Source organism: Streptomyces sp. NPDC017940 (genome assembly GCF_044328435.1).
Classification (GTDB): Bacteria; Actinomycetota; Actinomycetes; order Streptomycetales; family Streptomycetaceae; genus Streptomyces.
The window spans coordinates 714129-741014 of sequence record NZ_JBIRHJ010000003.1; the positions used below are offsets into that span (position 1 = coordinate 714129).

General features: G+C 72.9%; 16 protein-coding genes and 1 pseudogene. 5 read left to right on the plus strand and 12 right to left on the minus strand.

The features are described 5' to 3' along the window. Positions 1 to 243: 243 nt before the first annotated feature. A complete protein-coding gene (locus ACH4DX_RS13180; protein ID WP_398155117.1) occupies positions 244 to 1446 on the plus strand; it encodes a hypothetical protein in 1203 nt (400 codons plus the stop codon). Positions 1447 to 1568: 122 nt separating this feature from the next. On the opposite strand, the gene ACH4DX_RS13185 is transcribed toward ACH4DX_RS13180, so the two are convergent. The 4 genes from ACH4DX_RS13185 to ACH4DX_RS13200 form a co-directional block, all read right to left on the minus strand. Continuing rightward, positions 1569 to 3449: a GMC family oxidoreductase N-terminal domain-containing protein gene (locus ACH4DX_RS13185; RefSeq protein ID WP_398155118.1), complete on the minus strand. Its 1881-nt coding sequence runs from the start codon at positions 3447 to 3449 to the stop codon at positions 1569 to 1571. Between the two features lie 154 nt (positions 3450 to 3603). Next, complete coding sequence (locus tag ACH4DX_RS13190) at positions 3604 to 5220, minus strand: succinic semialdehyde dehydrogenase (protein ID WP_398121936.1); 1617 nt, start codon at positions 5218 to 5220, stop codon at positions 3604 to 3606. Positions 5221 to 5385: 165 nt separating this feature from the next. Further along, entirely contained in the window at positions 5386 to 7131 is a 1746-nt protein-coding gene (locus tag ACH4DX_RS13195) for a serine/threonine-protein kinase (RefSeq protein ID WP_398155119.1), read from the minus strand. A 152-nt stretch (positions 7132 to 7283) separates the two neighbouring features. Next, positions 7284 to 7937 carry a hypothetical protein gene (locus tag ACH4DX_RS13200; protein WP_398155282.1) on the minus strand — a complete coding sequence of 218 codons (654 nt, stop codon included), beginning with the start codon at positions 7935 to 7937 and terminating at the stop codon, positions 7284 to 7286. A 684-nt stretch (positions 7938 to 8621) separates the two neighbouring features. Between ACH4DX_RS13200 and ACH4DX_RS13205 the strand changes: the two genes are divergently transcribed. Both ACH4DX_RS13205 and ACH4DX_RS13210 read left to right on the plus strand, forming a co-directional pair. Then, positions 8622 to 8828 (plus strand): hypothetical protein, encoded by a 207-nt coding sequence (locus ACH4DX_RS13205; RefSeq protein ID WP_398155283.1) that lies wholly within the window; start codon positions 8622 to 8624, stop codon positions 8826 to 8828. A gap of 18 nt (positions 8829 to 8846) precedes the next feature. Further along, on the plus strand, positions 8847 to 9008 hold the full coding sequence (locus tag ACH4DX_RS13210; RefSeq protein ID WP_398155284.1) for a hypothetical protein: 162 nt from the start codon (positions 8847 to 8849) through the stop codon (positions 9006 to 9008). 480 nt (positions 9009 to 9488) lie between these two features. Here ACH4DX_RS13210 and ACH4DX_RS13215 read toward each other — a convergent pair. The 5 genes and pseudogenes from ACH4DX_RS13215 to ACH4DX_RS13235 form a co-directional block, all read right to left on the minus strand. After that, positions 9489 to 10328, minus strand: a pseudogene (locus ACH4DX_RS13215) (serine/threonine-protein kinase); the annotation flags it as partial. Positions 10329 to 10420: 92 nt separating this feature from the next. Then, positions 10421 to 12202, minus strand: coding sequence for a protein kinase (locus ACH4DX_RS13220; RefSeq protein ID WP_398155273.1), 1782 nt, complete (start codon positions 12200 to 12202; stop codon positions 10421 to 10423). Between the two features lie 338 nt (positions 12203 to 12540). Next, a complete protein-coding gene (locus ACH4DX_RS13225; RefSeq protein WP_398155120.1) occupies positions 12541 to 15714 on the minus strand; it encodes a protein kinase in 3174 nt (1057 codons plus the stop codon). 144 nt (positions 15715 to 15858) lie between these two features. Beyond that, positions 15859 to 18147, minus strand: coding sequence for a serine/threonine-protein kinase (locus ACH4DX_RS13230; protein ID WP_398155121.1), 2289 nt, complete (start codon positions 18145 to 18147; stop codon positions 15859 to 15861). Between the two features lie 332 nt (positions 18148 to 18479). Further along, positions 18480 to 20186: a glycerol-3-phosphate dehydrogenase/oxidase gene (locus ACH4DX_RS13235; protein ID WP_398121929.1), complete on the minus strand. Its 1707-nt coding sequence runs from the start codon at positions 20184 to 20186 to the stop codon at positions 18480 to 18482. Positions 20187 to 20470: 284 nt separating this feature from the next. On the opposite strand from ACH4DX_RS13235, the gene ACH4DX_RS13240 reads away from it, so the two are divergent. Together ACH4DX_RS13240 and ACH4DX_RS13245 are read left to right on the plus strand one after the other, a co-directional pair. After that, the gene (locus tag ACH4DX_RS13240; protein ID WP_398155122.1) at positions 20471 to 21724 is read left to right on the plus strand and encodes a nucleotide sugar dehydrogenase; all 1254 of its coding nucleotides are present in this window, start codon (positions 20471 to 20473) and stop codon (positions 21722 to 21724) included. A 101-nt stretch (positions 21725 to 21825) separates the two neighbouring features. Next, positions 21826 to 22440, plus strand: a complete 615-nt coding sequence (locus tag ACH4DX_RS13245; RefSeq protein WP_398155123.1) for a hypothetical protein — start codon at positions 21826 to 21828, stop codon at positions 22438 to 22440. 133 nt (positions 22441 to 22573) lie between these two features. On the opposite strand, the gene ACH4DX_RS13250 is transcribed toward ACH4DX_RS13245, so the two are convergent. The 3 genes from ACH4DX_RS13250 to ACH4DX_RS13260 form a co-directional block, all read right to left on the minus strand. Further along, a complete protein-coding gene (locus ACH4DX_RS13250; protein WP_398121926.1) occupies positions 22574 to 23698 on the minus strand; it encodes a GuaB3 family IMP dehydrogenase-related protein in 1125 nt (374 codons plus the stop codon). A 264-nt stretch (positions 23699 to 23962) separates the two neighbouring features. Then, the gene (gene guaB, locus ACH4DX_RS13255) at positions 23963 to 25474 is read right to left on the minus strand and encodes an IMP dehydrogenase (protein ID WP_398121925.1); all 1512 of its coding nucleotides are present in this window, start codon (positions 25472 to 25474) and stop codon (positions 23963 to 23965) included. A 789-nt stretch (positions 25475 to 26263) separates the two neighbouring features. Next, the gene (locus ACH4DX_RS13260; RefSeq protein WP_398121924.1) at positions 26264 to 26839 is read right to left on the minus strand and encodes a sigma-70 family RNA polymerase sigma factor; all 576 of its coding nucleotides are present in this window, start codon (positions 26837 to 26839) and stop codon (positions 26264 to 26266) included. Positions 26840 to 26886: the final 47 nt, after the last annotated feature.

Genomic DNA, 26886 nt, shown 5'->3' on the forward strand with positions numbered 1-26886 from the left:
CCCCCCATCTCGCTTGCAAACGGGGGAAGTTCTACGACACCCCACGGCGGACGCACAAGCCAAGCACCTCCCCGAGGGTCGAACATGTGACTCAAGCCACATAAGAATTCTGTGAGCCCCAGGGCAACCATTCTCTGGCGACGCAGGTCATCCATGCGTATCAACGGCCACTTCCGCGCCCGCCGCGGAGGCCTCCACCTCCGTACCGTGCGGCGCGCGGTGCGCCGGACTCTCTGAGGTCTTATGAAGCTTCGCCGTGCTCTGGCCGCCGCGGCCGCGACAGCCGCGCTCGCCCCGCTCGCGCTGCTCTCGGCCCCGGCCGCGTTCGCAACTGGGGACGCGAACAGCGCGCCGTCCGCGAGCTCCGGCGAGACGGCTCCCGGCACCACGCCCGCTCCGGGAGACACGACGAAGCCCGGCGACCAGCCCCCCGCTCCCGGCGACACGACGAAGCCGGGTGACGACACCAGGCCCGGCGACGGCACCGAGCCCGGTGATGACACCGAGCCGGGCGACGACACCGAGCCCGGTGGCGACACCAAGCCCGCCGACGGCGAGAAGCCCGGCGGCGACACCGGCCCCAAGGACGACGCGAAGCCAGGTGGCGACACCAAGCCGGGCGACACGAAGCCGGGCGACAAGGGCACCGAGCCCCGCGAGGACGGCGGGCCCACGGCGGAGCCCACCGAGTGCCCCTCCGACCCGGAGACCGGCGAGGACGCGGAGAGCAAGCTGGAGCTCCAGCTGACCGGCCTGCCCGGCAAGATCACCGCAGGCAGCGGCTGGCACGAGTTCGAGCTGACCGCGGCCAACCCGAGCGACGAGGAGCTCGGCGCCGTCGAGTGGCTCGTGGCCGCGGACAACTTCTCGGACAGCGAGAAGGAGAAGGACTGGCTCAGCACCTACGCGCGCATCCAGTTCTACGACCCCGAGGCCAAGGGCTGGAAGTCGATCGTCGACGAGGGCGAGAACGGTGTCGCCTTCGGCAGGACGACGCTCTCCGCCAAGGAGCAGGTCGAGATCAAGCTGCGGCTGGACATCAACGCCAAGGCTCCCGCGGGCGACAGCTACGCGCTCGGTCTCGGCGGCTACGTGGACTCCGAGCTGAACTGCCGCCACAACGCGTTCACGCTGTTCGAGTTCACCGTCCTGAAGGCCGGCAGCGACAACGAGGACCCCGGTGAGGCCAAGCCCGTCCCGGGCGCCACCGAGCCCCCGCACATGCGGCCGCAGGGCATCGTCGTCAAGCCGGTCAAGTCCGCGAAGACGGTGAGGACGGTGAGGAAGACGACCGTGACGGACATCGCGCCCACCGGCAGCCTCGCCCAGACCGGATCCAACTCCATGCTGCCGACCATCGGCGTCGTCGGCGGCGTCGCCGTCGTCGCGGGCGCGGGCGCGGTGTTCGCCGTGCGCCGTCGCGCCCACTCGGACAGCGCCGTGTGAGCGGCACCGTCCACCGGCCACGTACGCGCCCCTGAGGCGCCGTACCTGCCGGAGAACGCGAGGGACCTGCACTCGGAGGGGGGTGCAGGTCCTTTCGCGTACGGGGCGGCCCTCTCTCCTCGCTACTTCTTCGGTGGCACCGTCGGCATCCCGAGGAACGGCAGCCGCAACGCGCCGAAGGCGTGGTCCGGCACCGCGGGGCACTCGGGCGCGACCGGCGCAAGCCGCGCGTACGCGGCGCCCTGCGGTGGACGCGGGTCCTCGGTGCCCTTGTTGGGCCAGAACGACATGGCGCGCTCCGCCTGCGCGGTGATCGTCAGCGAGGGGTTCACGCCCAGGTTCGCCGAGACCGCGGAGCCGTCGACGACGGAGATGCCCGGGTGGCCGTACAGGCGGTGGTAGGGGTCGATGACGCCGGTGTCGGGGCGGTCGCCGATCGGGCAGCCGCCGAGGAAGTGCGCGGTCAGCGGCGTACCCATCAACTCGCCCACGTTGGAACCGGCGAAGCCGTTGATCTCCTCGGCGATGAGGGTGGCGGCGCGGGTGGCCTCGGGGATCTGCCCGGGGTTGGGCGCGCCGTGGCCCTGCCGCGCGGTGAGCAGACCCTTGCCGATGCCCTTCTCCTTGCGGTACGTGGTGAGCGAGTTGTCCAGGGTCTGCATGACCAGGCCGATGATCGTGCGCTCCGACCAGCGCCGGTTGGACAGGGAGCGGGCCGTCAGGACCGGGTGGCGGACGGAGTTGGCGAGCCAGCCGGCGACACGGGCCTTGCCGCCCTTCAGGGTGTAGGGGACCTGGAGCAGGGTCAGGCCGCCCATCGCGTTGGACTTCTTGCCGTAGCGGACGGGCTCGATGTGGGTCGTGGCGTTCGGGTGGATGGACGAGGTGATGGCCACGCCCCTGGTGAAGTCGACCTTGCCGCCCGGGGCGAGGAGGGCGCCGCCGTGGCGCTTGCGGTAGCGGCGGTCCGTGGTCTGGGCGCCCACCAGGGCCTCGGAGTTGGTACGGGTCAGCTCGCCGAGGCGGGGGGAGACGCGGGGCAGCAGATGGTTGTCCTTCATGCGGTGCAGGAGGGTCTGGGTGCCGTAGGTGCCCGCGGCGAGGACGACGCGGCGGGCGCGGAGGGTGCGGCCCTTGCCCTTGCGCTTGTTGTCGGTGGGCAGCGTCCCCACCGCGTAGCCGCCGCGCGAGTCCTCGGTGAGGGCCACGACGGTCGTCATCGGGTGGATGACGGCACCGGCCTTCTCCGCGAGGTACAGGTAGTTCTCGGTGAGGGTGTTCTTCGCGCCGTGACGGCAGCCCGTCATGCACTCGCCGCACTCGTTGCAGGCCCGGCGGGTGGGGCCCGCACCACCGAAGTACGGGTCGGGAACTTCCCTGCCGGGGCCGGGCGTTGTCCTGTCGTCGGCCGGTTCGGATCCTGCGGCCGTCGACTCGTCGGTGGCGTCCCGCCCGTCGCCGAAGAAGACGCCGACCGGCGCCATGTGGAAGCTGTCGCCCACTCCCATGGCCTGTGCGGCGGCCCGCAGATGGATGTCGGAGGGGGTGGTCGTGGGGTTGGTGCGCACACCGAGCATGCGCTTGGCCTGCTCGTAGTACGGCCGCAGCTCGTCCTGCCAGTCGGTGATGTCCTTCCACTGCGGATCGTCGAAGAACGCCGCAGGCGGTACGTAGAGCGTGTTCGCGTAGTTCAGCGATCCGCCGCCCACGCCCGCGCCCGCCAGGACCATCACCTTGCCGAGCAGATGGATGCGCTGGATGCCGTAGAGGCCGAGCGCCGGGGCCCACAGGTAGTTCTTGATGTCCCAGGAGTTCCTGGGCAGTTGCGCGCGCGTGAAGCGGCGGCCCGCCTCCAGGACTCCGACGCGGTAGCCCTTCTCCGTGAGCCGCAACGCCGATACGGAGCCGCCGAAGCCGGACCCGACGACGAGGACGTCGTAGTCGTACCCTCCGTCGGCACGATCGTCGTCGCCCGGGTTCTGGACAGAGCTCTCCTGTGCCATCGACTCTCCTCGTCGGGAACGGGTCACTACGGAAGCGGGTCATTACGGAAGCGGGTCACTACGGAAACGCGTCACTGGAACGGGGCCGCTGGAAGGCACCCGCCGGGCGGCGGGGCCCGTCGAGGCCCCGCCGGTCCACAGGCGCCTGCTCGGCTCAGCGCAGGCGCAACGCCTTCATGAGTCGCAGGCTCGTCGTCATGAACGCCGCGTACTTCTCGTCGTCCATGCCGAAGGACGGCGCGAGCGGGACGATCCGCTGGTGGGCCACCGTCTGCGCCTCGGTGTACTTGAGGATGCCCTCGGAGCCGTGGCGGCGGCCGAGGCCGGAGTCCTTCATGCCGCCCATCGGCGACTGCACGCTGCCGTAGGCGGGGCCGTAGCCCTCGTTGACGTTGACGGTGCCGGTGCGCAGGCGGGCGGCGAGGGCACGGCCGCGCCTGCCGTCCTTCGTCCAGACGGAGGAGTTGAGACCGTAGGAGGTGGAGTTGGCCAGCTCCACGGCCTCGTTCTCGTCGGTGAAGCGGTAGATGGCGACGACCGGGCCGAAGGTCTCCTCGGTGCAGACCGCCATCGGCGCCTCGACGCCCTCCAGGATGGTCGGCTCGTAGAAGTAGGGGCCGATGTCGGGCCGGGCCACGCCGCCCGCGACGACGGAGGCGCCCTTGGCGACGGCCTCGTCGACGTGGCGCCTGGTGGTCTCCAGCTGCCGCTCGCCGACGAGCGAACCCATCTCGGCGCCGTAGGCGAGGGACCGGCCGAGCCGCATGGCCCTGGTCTTCTCGGCGAACCGTTCGACGAAGAGGTCGGCGACGGCCTCGTGCACGTAGAGACGCTCGATGGAGATGCACAGCTGCCCCGCGGAGGAGAAGCAGGCGCGCACCGCGCCCGCGGCGGCCTTCTCCACGTCGGCGTCGTGCAGGACCAGCATGGCGTTCTTGCCGCCGAGTTCCAGGGAGACGCCGACCAGGCGGGCCGCGGCGCCCGTCGCGACCTCACGGCCGGTGCGGGTGGAGCCGGTGAAGGAGACGAAGTCGGCGTGCCTGACGATCTCGGGGCCGACGACGGGTCCCTCGCCGAGCACCACCTGGAACACCTCCGCGGGCAGACCCGCCTCGATGATCAGGTCCCGGGCCCACAGCGCGGTCAGGGCGGTCTCGGTGTCGGGCTTCATCACCAGGGCGTTGCCCGCGACGAGGGCGGGCAGGGCGTCGCCGACGGACAGTTCGAGGGGGTAGTTCCACGGGGCTATCTGGCCGACGACGCCGCGCGGCTGGCGCAGTTCGGTGACCTTGGTGAGGCCGGGCACGACACCGGTGTGCCGCTTGGGGTTCAGATAGGCGGCGGCGCGACGGCCGTAGTGGCGGGCCGCGACGGCGACGGCCTGGACCTCCTCGTGCGCGTGCAGCCGCGCCTTGCCGGTCTCCAGCTGGATGAGGTCGAGGACCTCACCCTGGCGCTGGAGCACCAGGTCGTGGAAGCGAAGCAGCACGGCGGCGCGCTGTCGCACCGGCGTGCGCGCCCACGCGACCTGCGCGGCCCTGGCCCGCTCGAAGGCCGTCGCCACGTCCTGCGGGGCGGCCTCGGGCAGATCGGCCAGCTTCTCGCCGGTGAACGGCATGTGGTTGGCGGTCGTGCCCGAGCCGATCACCTCACGGGTGAGCTGGGCGACCAGCTCCGGCGTGACCACGTCGGCGGCGGTGCGTGCGCCGCTGGGTGCCGGGGCGACCGGGTTCGTACCGAGGGGCGTTGCGGGGGCCAGCGAGTCCGTCATGACGGTGAGCGTATGCCTGGTCGGACGCTTTGGGTACCCGTGGGTAACGAGGTTTCGCCCCGCACGCACACGGCGCCGCGGCCCTCCGCGCACGTTGCCAGTGCCTACTGGCGACAAAGGTGCTGATCAGGGCGTTCCCGAGGCGGCGGCGGGGTGTTCGGGGCCTCAGGGCCTGGCGATCTGCAAGTTGTCGATCGCCGTCCTCGCGACCTCGCGCCCGCGCTCGGTGAAGTCGCTCCCCGCCGGGTAGTCGATCCACAGCTTGTACATGTCGCCCGCCTTCGTCCTGTAGTAGAAGACCTTGGCCTCGCGCGGGTAGGTGACGTCGGTTTCCTTGTTGACGTACGGGATCAGGTTCTCGGCGGACTGCCCGCCCTCGTACTCGCCCTGCGTCGTCCTCTTGCCGCGCCCCAGTTCGTCCGGGCTGAACGCGCCGATCGAGCCCCCGCCGTCCAGCGTCTTCATGTCCTCGTACGCCTCGGCCATCGACGTGCCGGCGATGTAGCCCAGTTCGTCCTCGGACTTCTTGGCGAGGTCCAGGGTGACGGAGATGGCTCCGCTCGCGTCCTTGTACGTGACCCAGTGCTCCTTGGGCGTCTCGTCGTTGGTGGTCCTGCGGTAGCCCTCCGGCACCGAGAGCGTCGCCCCGAGGGTCTTCTCCTCGCGCTGCGTCCACCCTTGCGTGTCCGATCCGCCGCCGAACGGGTCCACGGCGAGCACCACCCCCGCGGCCACCGCGGCGACGACCACGGCACCGACGGCCGCCAGCGCCCTGGGGCCGAGGAACACGCCCTTGCCGCGGTCCCGCCCCGTGCCGCCCGTACCGGCCGTGCCGCCCGCACCGCCGTCGCCGGAGAACCCGGTCACGAGCCGCGTGGCCGGCGGGGGCGGGGGCGCCGGTGGCTCGACGGCGTCCTCCAGGAGGGCGCGCACCCGGGCGGCGTTCGGGCGGTGGGCGGGGTCCTTGTGCAGCAGGCCGTTGATGGCGTCGGCCAGCGGGCCCCGCGCGGACGCGGGCGCGGCGGGTGTCGCGTTCAGGACGGACTGGAGCGTGGCGGGGGTGTTGTTGCGGCGGAACGGCGAGACGCCCTCGGTCGCCGCGTACAGCACGACGCCCAGCGACCACAGGTCGGACGCCGGGCCCGGACGCCGGCCGAGTACCCGCTCCGGGGCGATGAACTCGGGCGAGCCGACGAAGCCGCCGGTGTCGGTCAGATTGGTCTCGCCCTCGATCTGGGCGATGCCGAAGTCGGTGAGCACGACGCGGTCGTGGCTGCCGAGCATCACGTTGTCCGGCTTCACGTCGCGGTGCAGGATGCCCGCGGCGTGCGCGGCCTCCAGTGCGCCGAGCACCCCGAGGCCCACCCGGGCGGCGTCCCGCTCCCCGAGCGTGCCCTCGTCCCGCAGCGCCGCGCCGAGCGAACGGCCCTGCACGAACTCCATCACGATCCACGGCCTGCCGTCCTCGACGACGACGTCGTGCACGTTGACCACGGCCGGGTGGTCGAGCCTGGCGGCCGCCCGCGCCTCCCGGCGCATCCGCTCGAAGGCGTTGGCGCGCTCGCGCTCCGGCAGGTGGTCCGGTACGCGCGGCTCCTTGACGGCCACCTCACGGTCCACCGTCTCGTCCTTGGCCCGCCACACCGTGCCCATGCCGCCGTGGCCCAGCTTGGAGAGCAGGCGGTAGCGCCCGCCGACAAGACGCCCCGAACCGGGCTCGGCCCGCGTGACCTCGGTGGGCGATGCGTGTTGCGGTGCGGGTACGGGGGGTTGCGGGGGCAGATGGTGCTGGGGAGGTACGGGGTGCGGGGAAGTCACCGGGTGCTGCGGTGGCTGTGGGAGCCGCGGTGGTTGCAGGCCGTAGCTGGTGGTCTCGTTCGGGCCGTAGGCGGATCCCCCGTCGTTACTCATGCCCCCATCCCTACCGCGCGGGGCACCCACGGTTCCAGCCACGGCTCCCAGTTGTGACCGGGGCGATGCACGATCCGGGAACTTCGGCGACGTACGGGCAGACACACGGGGGCAGGTGCGCGGACGGGGTGACCGCCGAGGGCGTCCGCATGTCAGCGGCGTACGAAGGTGTCCACCGCCGTGTCGAAGTACCGGCGTGCCTCCCCCGCCCGGTCCACCGGCGAGGACACCCAGACGTGATACATCCGGCCGTTCTCCTCCCAGCACAGGTCGAAGGTGTGCCGGGCGCCGCCGTCGGCGCCGGAGCCGTCCCAGGTGTACTGCCACAGCGCGGCGGGCCTGCCGTTGCGGGTGGTCCCGGTGACCTCGCCGTCGCGGTAGCCGCGGAGGTCGCGGGGGCCCGCCGCGTGGGAGCGGCGCTGGGCGGCGAGCGGGGTCCCTGCCCGGGGCGTGTCCTTGTCGATGCCGATGCGGACGACTCCGCCCGGTGAGCTGTAGTAGGTGCGCGGGCCGTCCGTCTCCCGTACGTAGCCCTTGGGCACGGCGAGGGCGAAGCCGCGCGGGTCCTTGGCTATGCGGTAGTTCTCCGGGGCCTCGGGCGTGGACGGGCGGACGGTGTCCGGGGTCCTGGTGACCGTCGAGGTCGCCGTCGGCCGCGGCGCGGAGTCGTCGGGGGCGTCCGGGCCCACCGAACTGGGCGGCACGGTCCGCACCCCGCCCCCGTCCCCGTCCCGCCCGAGCAGCAGCACCGCGGCCGAGACGGCACCGACCGCCACGGCGGCGACGAGGGACGCGGCGATGAGCATGGGGCGCCCCCGCCGCAACGCCGGTACGGCGAGCGGGGCGGCCGGACGGAAGGGCCTGGGCCTGGCGCTCCGGCGGCCGGGCGAGGGCCTGGGTGGCGCGGCGCGCTCGGGCGCCGCGGGGTTGCTTCGGGCGGGAGGGTCGTTGTGGGCGGGAAGGTCGGCCCAGGCGGGCAGGTCGCCCTGGGCGGGAGGGGCGCCCCGGGCGGGCAGGTCGTGCCGGGCGGGCAGGTCGCCCCGGGCGGGCAGGTCGTCCCAGGCGGGCGGGTCGCTCCAAGCGGGAGGGTCGGCCCAGGCGGGCAGGTCGCCCCGGGCGGGAGGGGCGCCCCGAGCGGGCGGGTCGCCCTGGGCGGGCAGGTTGTCCCAGGCGGGCGGGTCGCTCCAAGCGGGAGGGTCGGCCCAGGCGGGAGGGTCGGCCCAGGCGGGCGGATCACCCCAAGCGGGTGGGTCGCTCCAAGCGGGAGGGTTGTCCCAAGCGGGAGGGTTTTCCCAGGCAGGAGGGTCAGCCCAGGCGGGAGGGGCATCCCAGGCGGGCCCGTCGCCGCGATGAGGGGGAGTCTCCGGGGCTGGCGCGTCACCCTGGGCGGGCGCGTCACCCCGGGCAGATGCGTCGCTTCGGGCAGGTGCGCCACCCTGGGCAGGTACGTCACCCCGGGAAGGCGCGTCACCCCGGGCAGGTGCGTCTTCGTGGACGGTCGCGTCGCCCGGCGCAGGTGCGTCGCTGGCGGCGGGCGGGTGCTCCCAGGCCGACGCGTCACCGCGGGTTCGTGCGTCGCCACCGCCGCGTTCGTCACCCCGCGCGGCCGGGTCACCCCGGGAAGGGCCGTCATCGCGGGTACGTGCGTCGCCACCGCCGGGCTCGTCACCACGCGCGGCCGGATCACCCCGAGATAGCCCATCACCACGCCGTAGATGATCCGCCTGGTCGAGCGCACCTCCATGGCCAGATGCATCACCACGGGCGGGCTCGCCACCACGACCAGGCTCGTTACCGCGAACAGCCGGATCACCCCGAGCGAGCCCCTCGCCACGGCCCGGCGCGTCACCACCACCGGCCGCATCACCACGGCCTGACGCCTCACCACGAACAGCCGGGTCCCCCCAGCCCTGCGCCTCACCACGAACAGCCGGGTCCCCCCAGCCCGGCGCCTCGCCACGGACAACCGGGTCCCCCCAACCGGGCGCATCACCACGGCGAGGCACCTCACCGCGACCAGCCGAATCCCCCGAGTCGGGCGTTTCACCGCGACCAGCCGAATCCCCCTGGTCGGGCGCCTCACCCCAGCCCCGCGCTGCACCCCGGTCGGGCGCCTCCCCCCAGTCCCGCGCCTCCCCCCAATCAGACGTCTCCCCCCGACCGGACGGGGCCCCTCCGTCAGCCGGGCGGCGGCCAGGTAGCCCGTACAGGCCAGGAAGGCGCGACAACCCGGGGCGCGCCGTCCGCCCCACGCGCCCCCCACGGCCGGTGCGCCCCGAGCCTCCCCCGCGCCCCGCACGCCCCGCACGCAGCGCGAGCAGCCGCCACCCGGACCCCGGCACCTCCCCGGGCAGCGGAGGCATCACCCCGGTGGCGACGTATTCGCGCAGCAGATGCTCCGCCCCGGCCGCGTCCAGGCGGCGCTCCGGGTCGCGCTGGAGGAGGCCGCGGACGACGGGCGCGATCGGCTCGGCACCGGGTGGTGGGCGTATGTCGTCGAAGACGACGGCGTGCAGCACCCCGCCGATCGAATCGCGCCGGAACGGCGACTCACCGCTGACCGCGGTCACCAGCAGCGCGCCGAGCGACCACAGGTCGGACTTCGGGCCGCTGCGCTCACCGGACATCCGCTCCGGCGCGGTGTACTCCGGTGAGCCGACGAACGTGCCGCTCTCCGTGAGCGTCGTCGCGCCGGAGACCTGCGCGATACCGAAGTCCGTGAGCACGACCCGGCCCGTGGCGTCCTCCAGGAGGACGTTCGCGGGCTTGAGGTCGCGGTGCAGGACACCCGCGGCGTGCGCGGTGCCGAGGGCGCCGAGCAGGTCGAGGCCGACACGCGCGGCGGCCTGCGCGCCGAGCGGCCCCGACCTGGCGATCCGACCGGCGAGCGAGGTGCCCTCGATCAGCTCCATGACGATGTAGGGGCGTTCCTGGTGGACGACGACGTCGTGCACCACGACGATGTGCGGATGCTGCAACTGCGCGACCGCCCGCGCCTCACGCAGGGTGCGTTCGCGCTGTTCAGCGGCCTCCTGCTCGGAGAGCGTCTCGCCCAGGGGCAGTTCCTTGACGGCGACGCGGCGGCCGAGGAGCAGATCGGTCGCGCGCCACACGACGCCCATGCCACCCCCGCCGATCCGCACCTCCAAGCGGTACCGACCGGCGATGACTCGGGTGTGGCCACCCAGGCTCCCCATGCGGCCATCATGCCCCAATGGTCTGGCCTCGGATCCTCTCCGCCCGGGAGAGCAACCAGTTCAGGCCCGTATGCGACGGTGAGCGGCCGGTGTCAGACGCGCCAGCCGCGCAGCACCGCGTCGAACTGCTGCCGGGTCTCGTCCCAGTCGCCCGCCGGAGCCGACATGTAGATCACGTATTCGACGTTGCCGGAGGTGACGTACGCCTGCGAGACGGCGCGTCGCGGGCCCTTCGTGGTGTCACTGGCCCCGCCGTTCCAAGCGAACTCCCAGAGCGCGCCGGGGCGTTCGAGGAAGGTGTTGGAACTCATGTGCAAGCGCCGGTAGCCGGGCGACTTCTGCACCTGCTTCTCCAGGGCGAGCTGGTGCTGGTACGGATTGGCGTAGTCCGGGCTGCGATCGATGCCGATGCGCAGGAAGTGGCGGCCGCCGTCGGGCGTGTAGTCGATCTGGCTGCCGTCCACCCGCCGCTTCCAGCCCTTGGGCAGCATGACACTGAAGCCCTCCACGTCGTTCACCCGGACCCAGTCCTCGGGCACGCCGCCGACGACGTCGTCTCCCTTGCCGCCCTCGTCCTTGCCGCCCTGCCCCTGGCTCACGTCCTTGCGGGCGCCGTCGCCACCGCCGTCGCCGAACTGTAGAAAGCCGAACACCGCACCGCCGCCGAGCAGCGCCGCCACGGCGACCAGGGCGACCACCCGGGGCCAGCGACGGCGTCCCGCACCCGGTCCGGTGGCCGTGGGGGCGGTGGTGGCGTACGGGGTTCCGGAGCCGTGCACGGTCGCCGCGCCGTGCGTGATCGCCGCACCGTGCGTGGGGGCCGTGCCGTACGGGGTCTGGAGGTGCGGGGCGGGGGTGTGCGGCGTGTGCGGCGTGTGCTGTGCGGACGCGGCGTGCGGGGGCTGTTGGGCCTGGTAGGACTGGTGGGGGTGCTGGGAATGCTGGGGGTGCTGGGGCTGGGAGTACGGCGGCGTCGGGGGGTGCGGGGCCGGGGTGCGGCTCCCCGGTGGCGCCGCCTCGTGCACCCGCGTCGGCACGTACCCCTGCGCGGGGCCCGGGTACCGCCCCTGCGCCGCCTCGGCCAGCATCCGCTCCGCCTCGGCCGCCGTAGGCCGCGCGTCCGGGTCCTTGCGAAGCAGCGCGGAGATGACGGGCCCGAGCGCGTCCGCGTACGTGGAGGGCTCGGGCTCCTCGGTCACCACGGCCTGCATCGTGCCGAGCGGCGAGGTGCGCCTGAACGGCGAGTTGCCCTCGACGGCCGTGTACAGCGTGGCGCCGAGCGCCCACAGGTCGGCCGCGGGCCCGGGGTTCGCACCGCTGACCCGCTCCGGCGCCAAGTAGTCCACGGAGCCGACGACTTCCCCCGTGCGGGTGATGGTCGAGTCGCCCTCGATGGCGGCGATGCCGAAGTCGGTGAGGAGGACCCGGCCGTCCTCGGAGAGCAGGACGTTGCCGGGTTTGATGTCGCGGTGCAGGACCCCGGCGCCGTGCGCGGCGCGCAGGGCCCGCAGGACCCACAGGCCGATGCGGGCGGTCTCGCGGGCCTCGATGCGGCCCCGCTCCCTGACGGCGTCGGCGAGCGAGTGCCCCTCGACGAGCTCCATCACGATCCAGGGCCGGTCGTCGTACTCGAGGACGTCGTGGACCGTGACGACCGCGGAGTGGTTGATCTGCGCCTGGGCCCGCGCCTCCGTCTGCGTCCGGGTGAGGAGGACCTCGCGCTCGGCCTCCTGCACCCACTGTGCCGCCGTCAGCTCCTTGACGGCCACTACGCGGTGCAGGACCTCGTCGCGCGCACGCCATACGCGGCCCATGCCGCCGCTGCCGATGGACTCACCGAGCCGGTAGCGGCCGGCGAGGAGCAGGCCCTGCATCTGATTCACGTTCCCCCGCAGTCGGTATTGACAGGGCCAATTTCCCGAGGTTTGCCAGTGTCCAGATTAAGGAGCAGTGCACGCGCGGGGAAAGGGAGGGGGTGAGTGGAGACAGCACTGTGACGCTGCCGGAGGCCGGGCACGCGTCCGGAACGGTGCCTGGTCCCTGGCTGACATGGACATTTGACGGCCCGGCACCGGACAAACGCGGTCGGTACACGCTTCAACAGGAACCGATCCGGTCGGTACGCGCCCCGACAAGAACAGATGCGGTCGGTACGCGACCTCCCTGCGAACGGACGCGGCGGGCGGCCAACCGGCCCCCGTGCCGGGGAGATTCAGCCCGTGACCCGGTACGAACTCGACGCCTGCTCGTACAGCCTGGTCACCTCGTCCCGTTCGGCCTCCGGTCCACGTACCTGGAGGACGTGGTACTTCCCGTCCACGACCATCGCGAGATTGCGTACGTAGACCTCGGCACCGTCGGCGCCCTGCCAGGTGAACTGGCCCTCGGCCATGGAGCGGCCGCCCACGTCGACCCGGCGCAGACCGCTGGAGGTGGCCCAGGACGAGTCGCGGAACGGCTGGAGTTCGCGTTCGTCCTCCTTCTGGTACTTCATCGGGTCCGTGCCGTGGTCGCCGGTGCTGTCCCGGCCGGGAACGACGAGCAGCTCGAAACTCCCGTGCGTGTACACGACCTGGCCGCGGCCGTTCTTCGGCTGCCGGTCCCAGCCGTTGGCCACGGCCACCCGGAAGCCCTCGGTGTCCTTGCGCACCGTGAAGCCCGCCGCGACATCGGGGTCGGTGGTCTGCGGCTCCTGCGAGCCTGGGGTCTCCTCCGGGGCCGGCGATTTGCCGGTTTCCCCGTCGGCACCACCGGAACCGCCGCCTCCGGGTTCACCGTCCGGGCTCGGGTGGCCGCCCGAGGGCTCCGTGCTCGCCTCGCCCGCGTTGCCGGTGCGGCCCGCGCCCTCCTTCTCGTCGGACTCGGGCATGAACAGCATCGCGTACGCGACGGCCGCCACGAGCCCGGCGAGTATCACCACGAGCAGCAGCCGCCCCAGCGAACGGGGGCCGCTCGCGGACCGCGGCGCGCGCTCGGGCCGCGGCGCACGCACCGGCCTGGTGTCACGGGCCCGTTCCCTGTCCCGCTCCCTGCCGCGCTTGTGACGGCCGTGCGCGCTGCCGTCGCCGGTCGGGACGGGGGCGGGCGGGCGGCGCTTGCGGACCATCTCGCCGCGACGGCGTACGACGGGGAGCCTGCCGCCGTCGTACGCGGGCGCGGGCACCACGTGCGCGCCCGCCTCGGGCTCCGGCGCCGACCGCACGAGGGAGCGCAGCCAGCCGCTCAGCTCCTCGAAGTCGATGCGCTCGGTGGGGTCCTGACGCAGCAGCGACTCGACGACGGGCCGCAGCGGACCGCACTCCTCCGCGAACGCGGGCGGCTCCGCGCACACCAGCTGCACCAGCTCGGCCGTACTGTCCTCCGGGTACGGCGCGTGGCCCTGCACGGCACGGAAGAGCAGCGCGCCGAGCGCCCACAGGTCGGTCGCGGGACCGATGGGCGCGGCCAGCTGCCAGTTCTCGTGCACGGGGCCCGCCTGCTCCGGCGCCCACCGCTCGGTGACGGCGCCGACGACGGTCATCCGGGCGTGCCGGGCGCGCTCGGCGGCCAGCGCGGTGGTGGGACCTCGGCGCGGCTTGCGCTCACCCGCCGGGTCGCCCCAGCCGCTCTCGCGCGGGTGGCCGTCGGGGTTGTCGGTGGCGTCGGCGGCGTTGCCCTCACGGGCGGCGGGGACGGCAGGGGCGGCTTGCGGAGCCGGCGTGGGGGGCGCGGGGCGCCGTGCGGGCGGGACCTGTTCGGTCAGCGCCCGCGCCGGGGACGGGCGTGCGCTCGGCGCGTGCCGGGTCTCGTGCGCCTGCTGGGGGTCGTGTGTGCCGCGTGCGCCCGGCGTGCCCTGCGCGGGCACGTCCTCGGTGCGCGGCACGGCTCCGTGCCATGGCGTCCGCTGGCGCTCCCGGACGCCGTACGGGTCCGCGATGTGCCCCATGTGACCACCGGCACCCCTGTCCGCGGCTTCCAGGGGGGCCGCTTCGGCGCCGCGCTCGGCCTCGCTCACCCGGGCCGCGGCACGCGCGGCACCCGCCCGGTACGCGGCGATGGCCCCGGCTCGCGCGGCCCGCAGATCCCGCTCGGCGGTGCCGTACTGCCCGCCTCCGGCGGAACCCTCGGGCCCGGCGGTACGCTCGCTCCCGGCGTAGGGATCCGCCCCGGCGGCACGCTCGGTCCCGCCGTAGGAATCGGACCCGCCCGGGGGCTCGGACCCGGCGTAAGCCTCCGCCCCGCCGTAGGCCCCGACCTCGGCCCCGCCCAAGGACTCGGGCCCAGCGTAAGTTTCCATGCCCCCGTAGGCCCCGACCCCGGCCCCACCCGGAGACTCGGACCCGGCATAACCCTCCGCGCCCCCGTAGGCCTCCGTGCCGCCGTAGGCCCCGGCCCCACCCGGGGACTCGAACCCCCCGTAGGCCTCCGTGCCCCCGTAGGTCTCCGCCCCGGCCCCGCCCAGGGAATCGTCCGCGTGCCGCGCCGCCTCGATCGCGGCGTGCCCACGCGCCCCGTCGCCCTCGCCCGGCCCGCCGTACTCGTCCCCGTCCCCGTCCCCGTACGGGTCGGGGCCGCCGTCGCCGTACTCGTCGTCCCCGGAGGCCCGTGCCTCCGGCACGGATCCGGGCCCAGGCCCCTGGGAAGAGTGCTCCGGCGCCCGCTCCAGCGGGCCGCCCCCCTCGGGCTCCGTGAAGCCCGCGAAGTCGTCCTCCTCCGGGCGCGGGTCGTACCCGCACAGCGCCTCTTCCGCCGCGCCCGCGGCGAGGCCCGTCAGCATCACGCGGCCGTCGTCGCAGACGAGGACCGTGCGCGCGGTGATGTTCCGGTGCACCCAGCCGTGCGCGTGCAGGACGCGCAGGGCCGTGACGACATCGGCCGCGAGCTCCGCGGCCCGGAACGGGTCCAGCGGCTTGTCGGCCAGTAGCGCCGCGAGCGGACGGGCCGCCACCCGCTCACTCACTATCCACAACGACCCGTCCTCGGCGAACACGTCGAAGATCTGGTCGAGCCGGGGGTGGTCGGGGATGCGCGCGGCGGCCTGCGCGGCCTCTATGGCGCGCAGGACCGCGGGGTCGCTCGGCCTGCGCGTCGCGCGCGACCCCGCGCGCCGGGCGCCCCCCTGCGCCGCGCTCCCGCGCGCGCTCCGGAACCCCTTGGGCAGCCCGCCCGGCAGGACGTCGCTCAGGTCCCCGTCGCCGTACGCCTCGTCGCCGTACGTCTGGTCCCCGTACGCCTCGTCGCCGAGCACCTCGGCTTCGACGATCTCCGGCAGTGGCACCTGCCTGACCAGGACTTCCTGGCCGCTGTAGGTGTCGAAGGCGCGGGTCTCCGCGAGTTCGTACTCGTCGGCCGGGGGCAGGGGCAGGCGGTAGCGGTCGGCGAGTACCCGTCCCGCATAGTCGTCCACGATGCCTCCCCCGATCCGCCCGGTGGTCAATTCCGTTCGTCCTACGGCTCGTTGCGGCCGCTTACCCTCCGCAAGCACTCACGATACGTGCCACAACCGAACCGTATTGAGGGGATGCGGGATCTCACCGGTCCCGCCCCGCCGTCACTTCTTCGGTTCGAAGGTCCGCGTGAACGTCTGCCAGGTGTCGCGACGCTGGTCGCTCCCCCAGTCGTCCGCCTTCGCGGTGTACATCATTCCGTAGCCCAGGCCGCCGTTCACCACGAAGCCGCGGTCCACGGAGCGGTACTTGGTGCCGCCCTCCACGTAGGTGAATTCCCAGTCCGCCGTGTTCCAGCCGCGGAAACCGACCTTCTCTATGCGGATGCGGTCGTACTGCGCCCTGCGCATGGCCGACTCCTGGCTCTTCCAGTCCGCCACCGGGTTGTCCTTGGGCGTCGTGGTCCAGCCGATCAACAGCTTCTGGTCGTCCGGCCCGGTGAAACGGGCGCCCGCGCGGTCGGTCGAGCGGAACTTCCAGCCCTTCGGCAGACCGAGCGAGAAGCCCTGGGCGTGCTTGTACGTCGTCTCGGCGCCGTCGTCCGAGCCCTTGCCGCCACCGCCGATGGCCGAACCCTGCCCGGAGTCGTCCTTGCCGGAGTCCGGGTCGGAGCCGTCCTTCTCCTTGCCCTGGCCGCCCTGGTCGCCCTTGCCCTTGTCGGCACCGGAGCCGGAGTCCTCGTCCTTGCCGGAACCCTTGCCGTCGCCGTCGCCCCCCGCGGTGGCACCGCTGGACGAGGACGAGTCGCCGCTCTTGTCGCCCTTGCCGCTGTTCGGGCTGTCGTCGCCGCCGCTGAGGGCGAAGGCGAGGACCGTACCGATAACGGCGAGAGCGACGACCACCGCGATGATCACCAGGGTGCGCCGGGGCACCACATCCGTGAGCGGCGCCCGGGCGGGCGGCCTCGGCGGCCCGGCAGGCTGCGCCGGGACCCGGGCCCCGCCGTGCGCACCCGGTCCGGCACCCGCGGAACCCATAGCGACTCCGGCACCCGCGGAGCTCACACCGGCCCCGGCACCCGCACCGGCCGCCCCTGCGCCCTTACCCGTGCCCTTGCCCGAGGCCGTGCCCTCGCCGGTGCCCTTGCCCGGAGCCGGACCCGAACCGACCCCCACGGCCGCACCCGCACCCGTGCTCACACCAGTACCAGCACGCCCGGCACCCGCCTCGCCCGCACCGGCCCCGCGGTCACCCACGCCGACCGTCCCGGACGAAGCAGCCGCTCCGGCCCCCGCGGCACCGGCACCAGCGCCCGCGCCGCGAGCCGTGGCCGCCTTCTTGCGCACCGAACGGAACGCACCCTTCAGCCGTTCCGCGGCCTCCTCACCCTTACGGCTTCCCGAAGAACCCGCGGCACCCGAGGAACCGGCCGACCCTATGGAGCCCGAGGAACTTACGGAACCCGAGGAACTGGAGGAACCCACGGAACCCGAGGAACCCGACGCACGATCCCTCGGCACCTGTGGCGGGATCGGCGGCAGCGGCACGATCTTCGTGGCGTCCATCGGCTCGTCCTGCGCCTTGGGCTCGGGGAGGTCGGGGGCGTTGATGACCTCCTGGAGCATCGCCCGGGCGCTCGCGTCGTCGAGCCGCTGCTCGGGGTCCTTGGCGAGCAGGCCGTAGATGACCTTCTCCAGCAACGGCCCGGCGTTCCTCGGCGGTTCCACCGCCTCGGTCATCACGGCGGTGAGCGTCGCGATGGCCGAGCCCTTGTCGTACGGGGGCGCGCCCTCCACGGCCGCGTAGATCAGGCCGCCGAGGGACCACATGTCGGCGGCGGGGCCCGGCTTGTGGCCGCGGGCGCGCTCGGGCGAGATGTACGAGGGGGCGCCGACGAGCATGCCCGTCGACGTGATGGACGGGTCGCCCTCGACCTGCGCGATGCCGAAGTCCGTGAGGACCACGCGGCCGTCCTCGGCGATGAGCACGTTGGACGGCTTCACGTCACGGTGCAGGATGCCCTCGCGGTGGGCCGAGCGCAGCACGTCGAGCACGGCGAGGCCGACCTCTGCGGCCCGTCGCGGCGTCAGGAGCCCGTCCTCGCGGACGGCTTCGGCGAGCGACTTGCCCTCGACGAGCTCCATCACGATCCAGGGGCGGTCGTCCTCGTCGACCACGTCGTAGACCGTCACGGCGCTGGTGTTGCGGATCCGGGCGATCGCCTTGGCCTCACGCAGCGTGCGCGTGATGAGGCGCCGCTTCTCGTCCTCGTCGATGCTCGACGGGAAACGCAGCTCCTTCACCGCGACCGTGCGGCCGAGCGTCTCGTCCTTGGCCCGCCAGACGGTGCCCATGCCGCCACGGCCGAGCACGTCACCGAGCCGGTACCGCCCCGCGAGGAGACGTGCGCTCTGATCCTGACGAGCCTTGCCCGCCTGCTCCGCCTCCGACATGCGTCCCCTCAACTACCCGCACAACCCGCCCTGACAGAGCCTTCATTGTCCCTCACCCGGGGACCGGTCAATGCCGCGGGTCCGACGTCCCACATCATGGACACCCGGGACCGCTCCACCCCTGCACACCACCCCAAACCGCCCCGCCCATACCCCCCTTGGCCACCCTCCTCGGGTCAAACCGCCCAGAACCCCCGACCACACCTCGACTGCTTGCTGACGTCCTGCCTACGTGTTGACAGTCGACGGGCCCGGCGTGGCACCGGGCCCTCCGGGCCCCGCGGTGGGCCCAGGGGTCACCGTCGGCCCACGGCCCACCGCCGGCCCACGGGTCACAGCGGCACGATGTCCGGCGCACCCAGCCGCGCCGCGTCCGCCGTCAGGTCGTCGGGCTGTCGCTGCGATTCGCGCTCGGCCTCCACCCGCTTCTCGTAGTGCTGCACCTCGCGCTCGATCTGGTCCTCGTCCCAGCCGAGCACCGGTGCCATCAGGTCCGCGCACTCACGGGCGCTGCGGGTGCCGCGGTCGAAGGTCTCGATGGAGATGCGCGTGCGGCGCGTGAGCACGTCGTCGAGGTGGCGGGCGCCTTCGTGGGACGCGGCGTAGACGACTTCGGCGCGCAGATAGTCGTCGGCGGCTCCGAGGGTGTTGCCCAGGGACGGGTCGGCCGCGATCAGTTCGAGCACTTCCTCCGCCAGTGCGCCGTACCGGTTCAACAGGTGCTCCACGCGGACCACGTGCAGGCCCGTGCGGGCGGCGATGCCCGCGCGGGCGTTCCACAGCGCGCGATAGCCCTCGGCCCCGACGAGCGGGACGTCCTCCGTGACGCACTCCGCCACGCGCTGGTCCAGGCCGTGCACCGCCTCGTCCACGGCGTCCTTGGCCATCACGCGGTACGTCGTGTACTTGCCGCCCGCGACGACGACCAGGCCCGGCGCGGGGTGCGCGACCGTGTGCTCGCGCGACAGCTTGCTGGTGGCCTCCGACTCACCGGCGAGCAGGGGGCGCAGGCCCGCGTACACACCCTGGACGTCGTCGCGGGAGAGCGGGACCGCGAGCACCGAGTTCACATGCTCCAGGAGATAGTCGATGTCCGCGCTGGAGGCCGCCGGGTGGGCCTTGTCCAGGTCCCAGTCGGTGTCCGTGGTCCCGATGATCCAGTGCCGGCCCCAGGGGATGACGAAGAGGACGCTCTTCTCCGTCCGCAGGATCAGGCCCGTGGAGGAGGTGATGCGGTCCTTGGGGACCACCAGGTGGATGCCCTTGGAGGCGCGGACGTGGAACTGGCCGCGCTCGCCGACCATCGCCTGGGTGTCGTCGGTCCACACGCCCGTGGCGTTCACCACCTGCTTGGCCCGGACCTCGTACTCCCCGCCGGCCTCGACGTCCCGCACCCGGGCGCCGACGACGCGCTCGCCCTCGCGCAGGAACCCGGTCACGCGGGCGCGGTTGGCGACCTTCGCCCCATAGGCCGCGGCGGTGCGCACCAGCGTGGCCACATAGCGGGCGTCGTCCATCTGGGCGTCGTAGTACTGAAGGGCGCCGACGAGGGCGTCCTTCTTCAGGCACGGGGCCACGCGCTGGGCGTGACGCCGGGTCAGATGGCGGTGGCGCGGCAGGCCGCGGCCGTGGCCCCTGGCCATCGACATGGCGTCGTACAGCGCTACGCCCGAGCCCGCGTACAACCGCTCCCAGCCCTTGTGCTGGAGCGGATACAGGAACGGGACGGGCTTCACCAGATGGGGTGCGAGCCGCTCAAGGAGCAGGCCGCGCTCCTTGAGGGCCTCGCGGACCAGGGCGAAGTCCAGCATCTCCAGATAGCGCAGGCCGCCGTGGATCAGCTTGCTCGACCGGCTCGACGTGCCCGACGCCCAGTCCCTGGCCTCCACCAGGCCCGTGCTCAGGCCGCGGGTGACCGCGTCGAGGGCCGTGCCCGCGCCGACCACGCCCGCGCCCACGACCAGGACGTCCAGCTCGTGCTCGGCCATGCCCGCCAGTGCCCCGGCGCGCTCCGCCGGGCCAAGAGTCGCTGTCCTCACCGCTGCCTCCCGTGCTGTTCGGGTGTGGTCGCGCTCACATCATGCCCAGATTCCCGCCGGGTCCGCCGAGTGGGGGCGCCGCCTGTGGATAAACCCCGGCCTCCCGGCCCCGGCGCGGGTCCCCGCGCCGACAACACTCCGAGGTTCTGAGCAGCCCAATCCCGCAAATCGGTCATATTTACTCCTAGTCTGACATTGCGGTCGCCCGTTCTGTCCACAGGACTTGCGCGATCGACTCGCTTTGGCTATATCCGCTCGGCTATTGGGAAGGACGGCTCACCGCCATGCCAGCTGACCTCGCCGTCATCGGCCTCGGCCACCTCGGCCTCCCCCTCGCCCAGGCCGCCGCCGCAGGCGGCGTCGCCACCGTCGGCTACGACCCCGCCCGCGCACCCGACCTGGCCTGCGGGCGCCTTCCGGGCGACGGCACCGAAGGGACGCTCACCGCCGCCGACGTCCGCCGGATGCTCGCGGGGGGCTTCCGGCCGACCACCGACCCCGCCGAGCTCGGCCGCGTCCGCACCGCCGTCATCTGCGCGCCCACGCCCCCGGCCGCCGACGGAACGCTCGACCTCGGCCAGGTCGCCGAGGCCGCCCGCGCCCTGGCCGCGCGCCTGCGCCCGCACACCACGGTCATCCTGGAGTCGCCCGCGTACCCCGGAACCACAGAGGAATTCCTGCGCCCCCTCCTCGAAGAGGGCTCGGGCCTGCGCGCCGCACGCGACTTCCACCTCGCCTACTCCCCCGGCCGCATCGACCCGGGCAACCGCACCCACGGCTACGCCGGCACCCCGAAGGTCATCGGCGGCCTCACCCCCGCCTGCACGGAGTCCGCAGCCGCCTTCTACGGCCGCCTCACCGACAAGGTCGTCCGCGCGCGCGGACCGCGGGAGGCCGAGACCGTGCACCTCCTGGAGACCAACTACCGGCACGTGAACATGGCCCTCGTCAACGAGATGGCCGTGCTCTGCCACGACCTCGGCATCGACCTGTGGGACGTCATCCGCTGCGCCGAGACCAAGCCGTTCGGCTTCCAGGCGTTCCGGCCGGGACCCGGCGTCGGCGGCCACGGGCTCCCCCTGGACGTGCCGGGGCCCGCGCGCGGCATCCGCCCGCTGCGCATGGTCGAACTCGCCCAGCAGGTCAACGACCGCATGCCGGCCTATGTGATCCAGCGCGCCGCGACCCTGCTCAACGAACACGGCAAGTCCGCGCGCGGCGCCCGCGTCCTGCTCCTCGGCGTCACCTACAAGCCGGACGTCGCCGACCAGGCGGGCTCCCCCGCCCAGGAGATCGCCGTCCGCCTCCGGGAGCTCGGCGCGGCCGTCAGCTACCACGACCCCTACGTCGGGCACTGGAACGTTCTCGGCCATCCCGTGCCCCGCGCGGACACCCTCTACGAAGCGGCCGCCGACGCCGATCTGACGATCCTGCTCCAGCACCACCGCACCTACGACCTCCAGGGCCTGGCCGTGAAAGCCCAGCTCCTGCTCGACACCAGGGGAGCCACCCCGGCGGGCGCCGCACACCGCCTCTGATCCTTCACCGATCCCCCCGAGGCCCGTGACCCGCTGCTGCTACCGTGCGGAACCAGTCACTTACCGCACACCAGTGCGCAGATGTCCCAGGGGGAAATCTCATGACCCATCCCACGCCTCCAGGCCAGGGCGGCCAGCAGCCCTACGGTCAGCCGCAGCAGCCGTACGGCCAGCCCCAGCAGCCCTACGGCGGCCAGCCCGGCTACGGCTACCCGCAGCAGCCCCAGCCCTACGGCCAGCAGCCGCAGCAGCCGTACCACCCGTTCCCGCAGCAGCCGCAGCCCGGTGGCTTCCCGCCGCCCGCTCCGGCCGCCCGGAACAACATCGGCCTCGGCGTGGCCGTCGCCCTGGTGACCGCCCTGGTGGCCGCGGGCATCTACGGAGCGATCATCGGCGCCACCGAGCACGAGATCGGCTGGGCCGCGGTGGGTGTCGGCTTCGTCGTGGGTCTGGCCGCGGGGAGGACGGGCGGCGCCAACCCGGCGCTCGGGGCCCTCGGCGCGATCTTCTCGCTCGGCGCGGTCTACCTCGGCCAGCTGATCGGCGCCGCGATGGTCATCGCCGACAAGACCGGCCTGGCGTTCTCGGACATCTTCTTCGACCACTTCGACGCGCTCCAGGAGGCGTGGTCGAACGACGCCGACGCGATGACCTTCGTGTTCTTCGCGGTAGCCGCCATCGCGGCGTTCGGCGGCGCCAAGCGAGCCGCTCAGTAGCGCGACGCGCGCCGACGGCACCGGCACCCGCCGGAACGCACGTCACCGGAACGCACATCACCGGAACGCACGGGAGCCCGGGCCGCCTCTTCGGGCGGCCCGGGCTCCCGGCTGTTCGGCGCCCCGGGGAGGGTCAGCGGCTGTGCTGCGAGTCCGCGACCGTGACCTCGACCCGCTGGAACTCCTTCAGCTCGCTGTAGCCCGTCGTGGCCATGGCCCGGCGCAGCGCCCCGAAAAAGTTCATGGAACCGTCGGGGATGTGTGAGGGTCCGGTGAGGATCTCCTCGGTGGTGCCGACCGTGCCGAGGTCGACCTTCATGCCGCGCGGCACGTCCTCGTGGACGGCCTCCATGCCCCAGTGGTGGCCCTGGCCGGGCGCGTCGGTGGCGCGGGCGAGCGGTGAGCCCATCATGACGGCGTCCGCACCGCAGGCCACGGCCTTGGGCAGGTCGCCGGACCAGCCCACGCCGCCGTCGGCGATGACGTGGACGTAGCGGCCGCCGGACTCGTCCATGTAGTCACGGCGGGCGGCGGCCACGTCGGCCACGGCCGTCGCCATCGGCACCTGGATGCCGAGGACGTTGCGCGTGGTGTGCGCGGCGCCGCCGCCGAAGCCGACGAGGACACCGGCCGCGCCGGTGCGCATCAGGTGCAGCGCGGCCGTGTACGTGGCGCAGCCGCCGACGATCACCGGGACGTCGAGTTCGTAGATGAACTGCTTCAGGTTCAGCGGCTCGGCGGCACCGGAGACGTGCTCGGCCGACACCGTCGTACCGCGGATCACGAAGATGTCCACGCCCGCGTCCACGACGGCCTTGGAGAACTGCGCGGTGCGCTGCGGCGACAGGGCGGCTGCGGTGACGACGCCGGAGTCGCGCACCTCCTTGATGCGCTGGCCGATGAGCTCCTCGCGGATGGGCGCGGAGTAGATCTCCTGGAGGCGTCGCGTGGCCGCCTCGGTGGGCAGCGCGGCGATCTCGTCGAGCAGCGGCTGCGGGTCGTCGTGGCGCGTCCACAGGCCTTCGAGGTTCAGTACGCCGAGGCCGCCGAGCTCACCGATGCGGATGGCCGTCGCGGGCGAGACCACGGAGTCCATGGGGGCGGCGAGGAAGGGCAGCTCGAAGCGGTAGGCGTCGATCTGCCAGGCGATCGAGACCTCCTTGGGGTCCCGGGTGCGCCGGCTCGGTACGACGGCGATGTCGTCGAAGGCGTACGCCCGGCGGCCGCGCTTGCCGCGCCCGATCTCGATCTCAGTCACGTGTGTGGCCCATCGCTTTCTTCCGCACTCACTCGGCCCGTCTCGGGCACTCACTCGCCCCGTCGTCGGGCACTGCGTCGGCCCGCCGTCCGGTACTCGGTCTGCCCGTCCAGTATCACCGACACGCGGGAAGGGGGCGGCCCCGGGAACACCGGGGCCGCCCCCACGCGCGCGTGCGTCACACCGTCGCGGGCCCGCCGCCGTGTGCGGCAGCGGTTCGGTACGAGGCCGGGGACCGGCGGCGGCCGGTCCCCTGCGGCTTCGTCAGCCGCGCTTGTTCGTGTAGTTCGGCGCCTCGACCGTCATCTGGATGTCGTGCGGGTGGCTCTCCTTGAGGCCCGCCGAGGTGATCCGTACGAAGCGGCCGCGCTCCTGGAGCTCGGGCACCGTGCTCCCGCCCACGTAGAACATCGACTGGCGCAGACCGCCCACCAGCTGGTGCACGACCGCCGACAGCGGGCCGCGGTATGCCACCTGGCCCTCGATGCCCTCGGGCACCAGCTTCTCGTCGGAGGCGACGCCCTCCTGGAAGTAGCGGTCCTTGGAGAACGACTTCGTCTCACCGCGCGACTGCATGGCCCCGAGCGAACCCATGCCCCGATAGGACTTGAACTGCTTGCCGTTGATGAAGAGCAGCTCGCCCGGGGACTCCTCGCAGCCCGCGAGCAGCGAGCCCAGCATGACCGTGTCCGCGCCGGCGACGAGCGCCTTGGCGATGTCTCCGGAGTACTGGAGACCGCCGTCGCCGATCACCGGGACACCGGCCGCCTTGGCGGCGAGCGACGCCTCGTAGATGGCCGTCACCTGCGGTACGCCGATGCCGGCGACCACGCGGGTGGTGCAGATGGAGCCCGGTCCGACGCCCACCTTGATGCCGTCGACGCCGGCGTCGATCAGCGCCTTGGCGCCCTCGCGCGTCGCGATGTTGCCGCCGATGACGTCCACGCCGCCGGAGTTCGACTTGATCTTGGCGACCATGTCGCCGACGAGCCGGGAGTGGCCGTGCGCGGTGTCGACGACGATGAAGTCGACGCCCGCCTCGATCAGCGCCTGCGCGCGCTCGAAGGCGTCCCCCGCGACACCGACGGCGGCACCGACGAGGAGGCGGCCCTCGGCGTCCTTGGCGGCGTTCGGGTACTTCTCCGCCTTCACGAAGTCCTTGACCGTGATGAGGCCCTTGAGGACACCGGCGTCGTCGACGAGCGGCAGCTTCTCGATCTTGTGCCGGCGCAGCAGCTCCATGGCGTCGACACCGCTGATGCCGACCTTGCCGGTGACGAGCGGCATCGGCGTCATGACCTCGCGGACCTGGCGCGAGCGGTCCGCCTCGAACGCCATGTCGCGGTTGGTGACGATGCCGAGCAGCTTGCCCGCGCCGTCGGTCACCGGGACGCCGCTGATGCGGAACTTGGCGCAGATCGCGTCGGCCTCGGCGAGCGTGGCGTCCGGGTGCACGGTGATCGGGTCCGTGACCATGCCGGACTCCGACCGCTTCACCAGGTCGACCTGGTTGGCCTGGTCGGCGATCGACAGGTTCCTGTGCAGCACGCCGACGCCGCCCTGGCGGGCCATGGCGATCGCCATCCGGGACTCGGTGACCTTGTCCATCGCCGCCGAGAGCAGCGGGACGTTCACCCGGACGTTCTTCGAGATGTACGAGGCGGTGTCGATGTCACCCGGCGCCATGTCCGACGCGCCCGGCAGCAGCAGCACGTCGTCGTAGGTCAGCCCGAGTGTCGCGAATTTCTCGGGCACTCCGTCGACGTTTGCAGTCATGACACCTTCCCCAAATGGCCTTGATCGGTGCGGATGTCCATGCTAACGGGAAGCATGGCTCTCTCATTCCACGGTGCCTGTGGGGGTGCGGGTTCGTAGGTTTCTACAGCTCCGCTGTGGGGGCGCCCTGGGCGGGCTGCCGCGGCGGCCAGGGCCCCGGCTTCACCGGGACGTGGCGCTGCGGCTGATCACCGCCGCGGCGGACAGAGACTCCCGGCTCCGCCGGGGATCGGCCCCAGCAAGGCTTGGCACCGCCGAGATGCGCCGTAACGGCTGATCACCGCTGCGGCGGACAAGAAACCCCGGCTCCGCCGGGATGTGGCGCTGCGGCTGATCACCGCCGCGGCGGACAGAGACTCCCGGCTCCGCCGGGGATCGGCCTCAGCAAGGCTTGGCACCGCCGGTATGCGCCGTTGTGGCTAATCACCGCTGCGGCGGACAAGAAACCCCGGCTTCGCCGAGATGTGGCGTTGCGGCTGATCACCGCCGCGGCGGACAGAGATTTCCGGCTTCGCCGGACGGGGTCGGAGTGGTGAATGTCTCCCAGCCCCGCGGCGGAGGAGGTCCGCCCGCCGCGGCACAGATCAAGCCCGTCCGGCGATTGAGGACGAGCGCGGCAGCGCGACAAACCCAACCCACCAGCCGCACCCGCCCAACCGCCCGCGGCGCGGATCAAGCCCGTCCGGCGATTGAGGACGAGCGCGGCAGCGCGACAAACCCGACCCGCCAGCCGCACCCGCCCGCGGCAAGACCGCACGCAGGCAAGGGTGGGTGGGCGGGGGAGAAAAGCTACTGTTCGGCCAGCGCGCGCAGGCGGCTCAGGGCCCGGTGCTGAGCCACCCGCACCGCCCCGGGCGACATCCCGAGCATCTGCCCGGTCTCCTCGGCCGTGAGCCCCACGGCCACCCGCAGCAGAAGCAGCTCCCGCTGATTCTCCGGCAGATTGGCGAGCAGCTTCTTGGCCCACTCCGCATCGCTGCTGAGCAGCGCCCGCTCCTCGGGCCCGAGCGAGTCGTCGGGCCGCTCGGGCATCTCGTCCGAGGGCACAGCGGTGGACCCGGGATGCCGCATCGCGGCCCGCTGCAAGTCGGCGACCTTGTGCGCGGCGATCGCGAAGACGAAGGCTTCGAAGGGCCGCCCGGTGTCCCGGTAGCGCGGCAGCGCGAGCAGCACCGCGACACAGACTTCCTGCGCGAGGTCCTCGACGAAGTGCCGTGCGTCACCGGGAAGTCGGGACAGGCGGGTGCGGCAGTACCGCAGCGCGAGCGGGTGGACGTGGGCAAGCAGGTCGTGCGTAGCCTGCTCGTCCCCCTCCACGGCGCGTAGGACGAGGGCAGCGATCACCGTCGTCTTGTCATCGCGCATCGGTCCATGGTGCCTCGGCGCCGACTGATCCGTGGCACCGCGTCCGT

What these genes read in the sequence shown, in the direction of transcription:
- ACH4DX_RS13180 (WP_398155117.1), top strand. Translation starts at nt 244, where the DNA reads ATGAAGCTTCGCCGTGCTCTGGCCGCCGCGGCCGCGACAGCCGCGCTC.
- ACH4DX_RS13185 (WP_398155118.1), bottom strand. Translation starts at nt 3,449, where the DNA reads ATGGCACAGGAGAGCTCTGTCCAGAACCCGGGCGACGACGATCGTGCC.
- ACH4DX_RS13190 (WP_398121936.1), bottom strand. Translation starts at nt 5,220, where the DNA reads ATGACGGACTCGCTGGCCCCCGCAACGCCCCTCGGTACGAACCCGGTC.
- ACH4DX_RS13195 (WP_398155119.1), bottom strand. Translation starts at nt 7,131, where the DNA reads ATGAGTAACGACGGGGGATCCGCCTACGGCCCGAACGAGACCACCAGC.
- ACH4DX_RS13200 (WP_398155282.1), bottom strand. Translation starts at nt 7,937, where the DNA reads ATGCTCATCGCCGCGTCCCTCGTCGCCGCCGTGGCGGTCGGTGCCGTC.
- ACH4DX_RS13210 (WP_398155284.1), top strand. Translation starts at nt 8,847, where the DNA reads ATGATCCGCCTGGTCGAGCGCACCTCCATGGCCAGATGCATCACCACG.
- ACH4DX_RS13220 (WP_398155273.1), bottom strand. Translation starts at nt 12,202, where the DNA reads ATGCAGGGCCTGCTCCTCGCCGGCCGCTACCGGCTCGGTGAGTCCATC.
- ACH4DX_RS13230 (WP_398155121.1), bottom strand. Translation starts at nt 18,147, where the DNA reads ATGTCGGAGGCGGAGCAGGCGGGCAAGGCTCGTCAGGATCAGAGCGCA.
- ACH4DX_RS13240 (WP_398155122.1), top strand. Translation starts at nt 20,471, where the DNA reads ATGCCAGCTGACCTCGCCGTCATCGGCCTCGGCCACCTCGGCCTCCCC.
- ACH4DX_RS13245 (WP_398155123.1), top strand. Translation starts at nt 21,826, where the DNA reads ATGACCCATCCCACGCCTCCAGGCCAGGGCGGCCAGCAGCCCTACGGT.
- guaB (WP_398121925.1), bottom strand. Translation starts at nt 25,474, where the DNA reads ATGACTGCAAACGTCGACGGAGTGCCCGAGAAATTCGCGACACTCGGG.
- ACH4DX_RS13260 (WP_398121924.1), bottom strand. Translation starts at nt 26,839, where the DNA reads ATGCGCGATGACAAGACGACGGTGATCGCTGCCCTCGTCCTACGCGCC.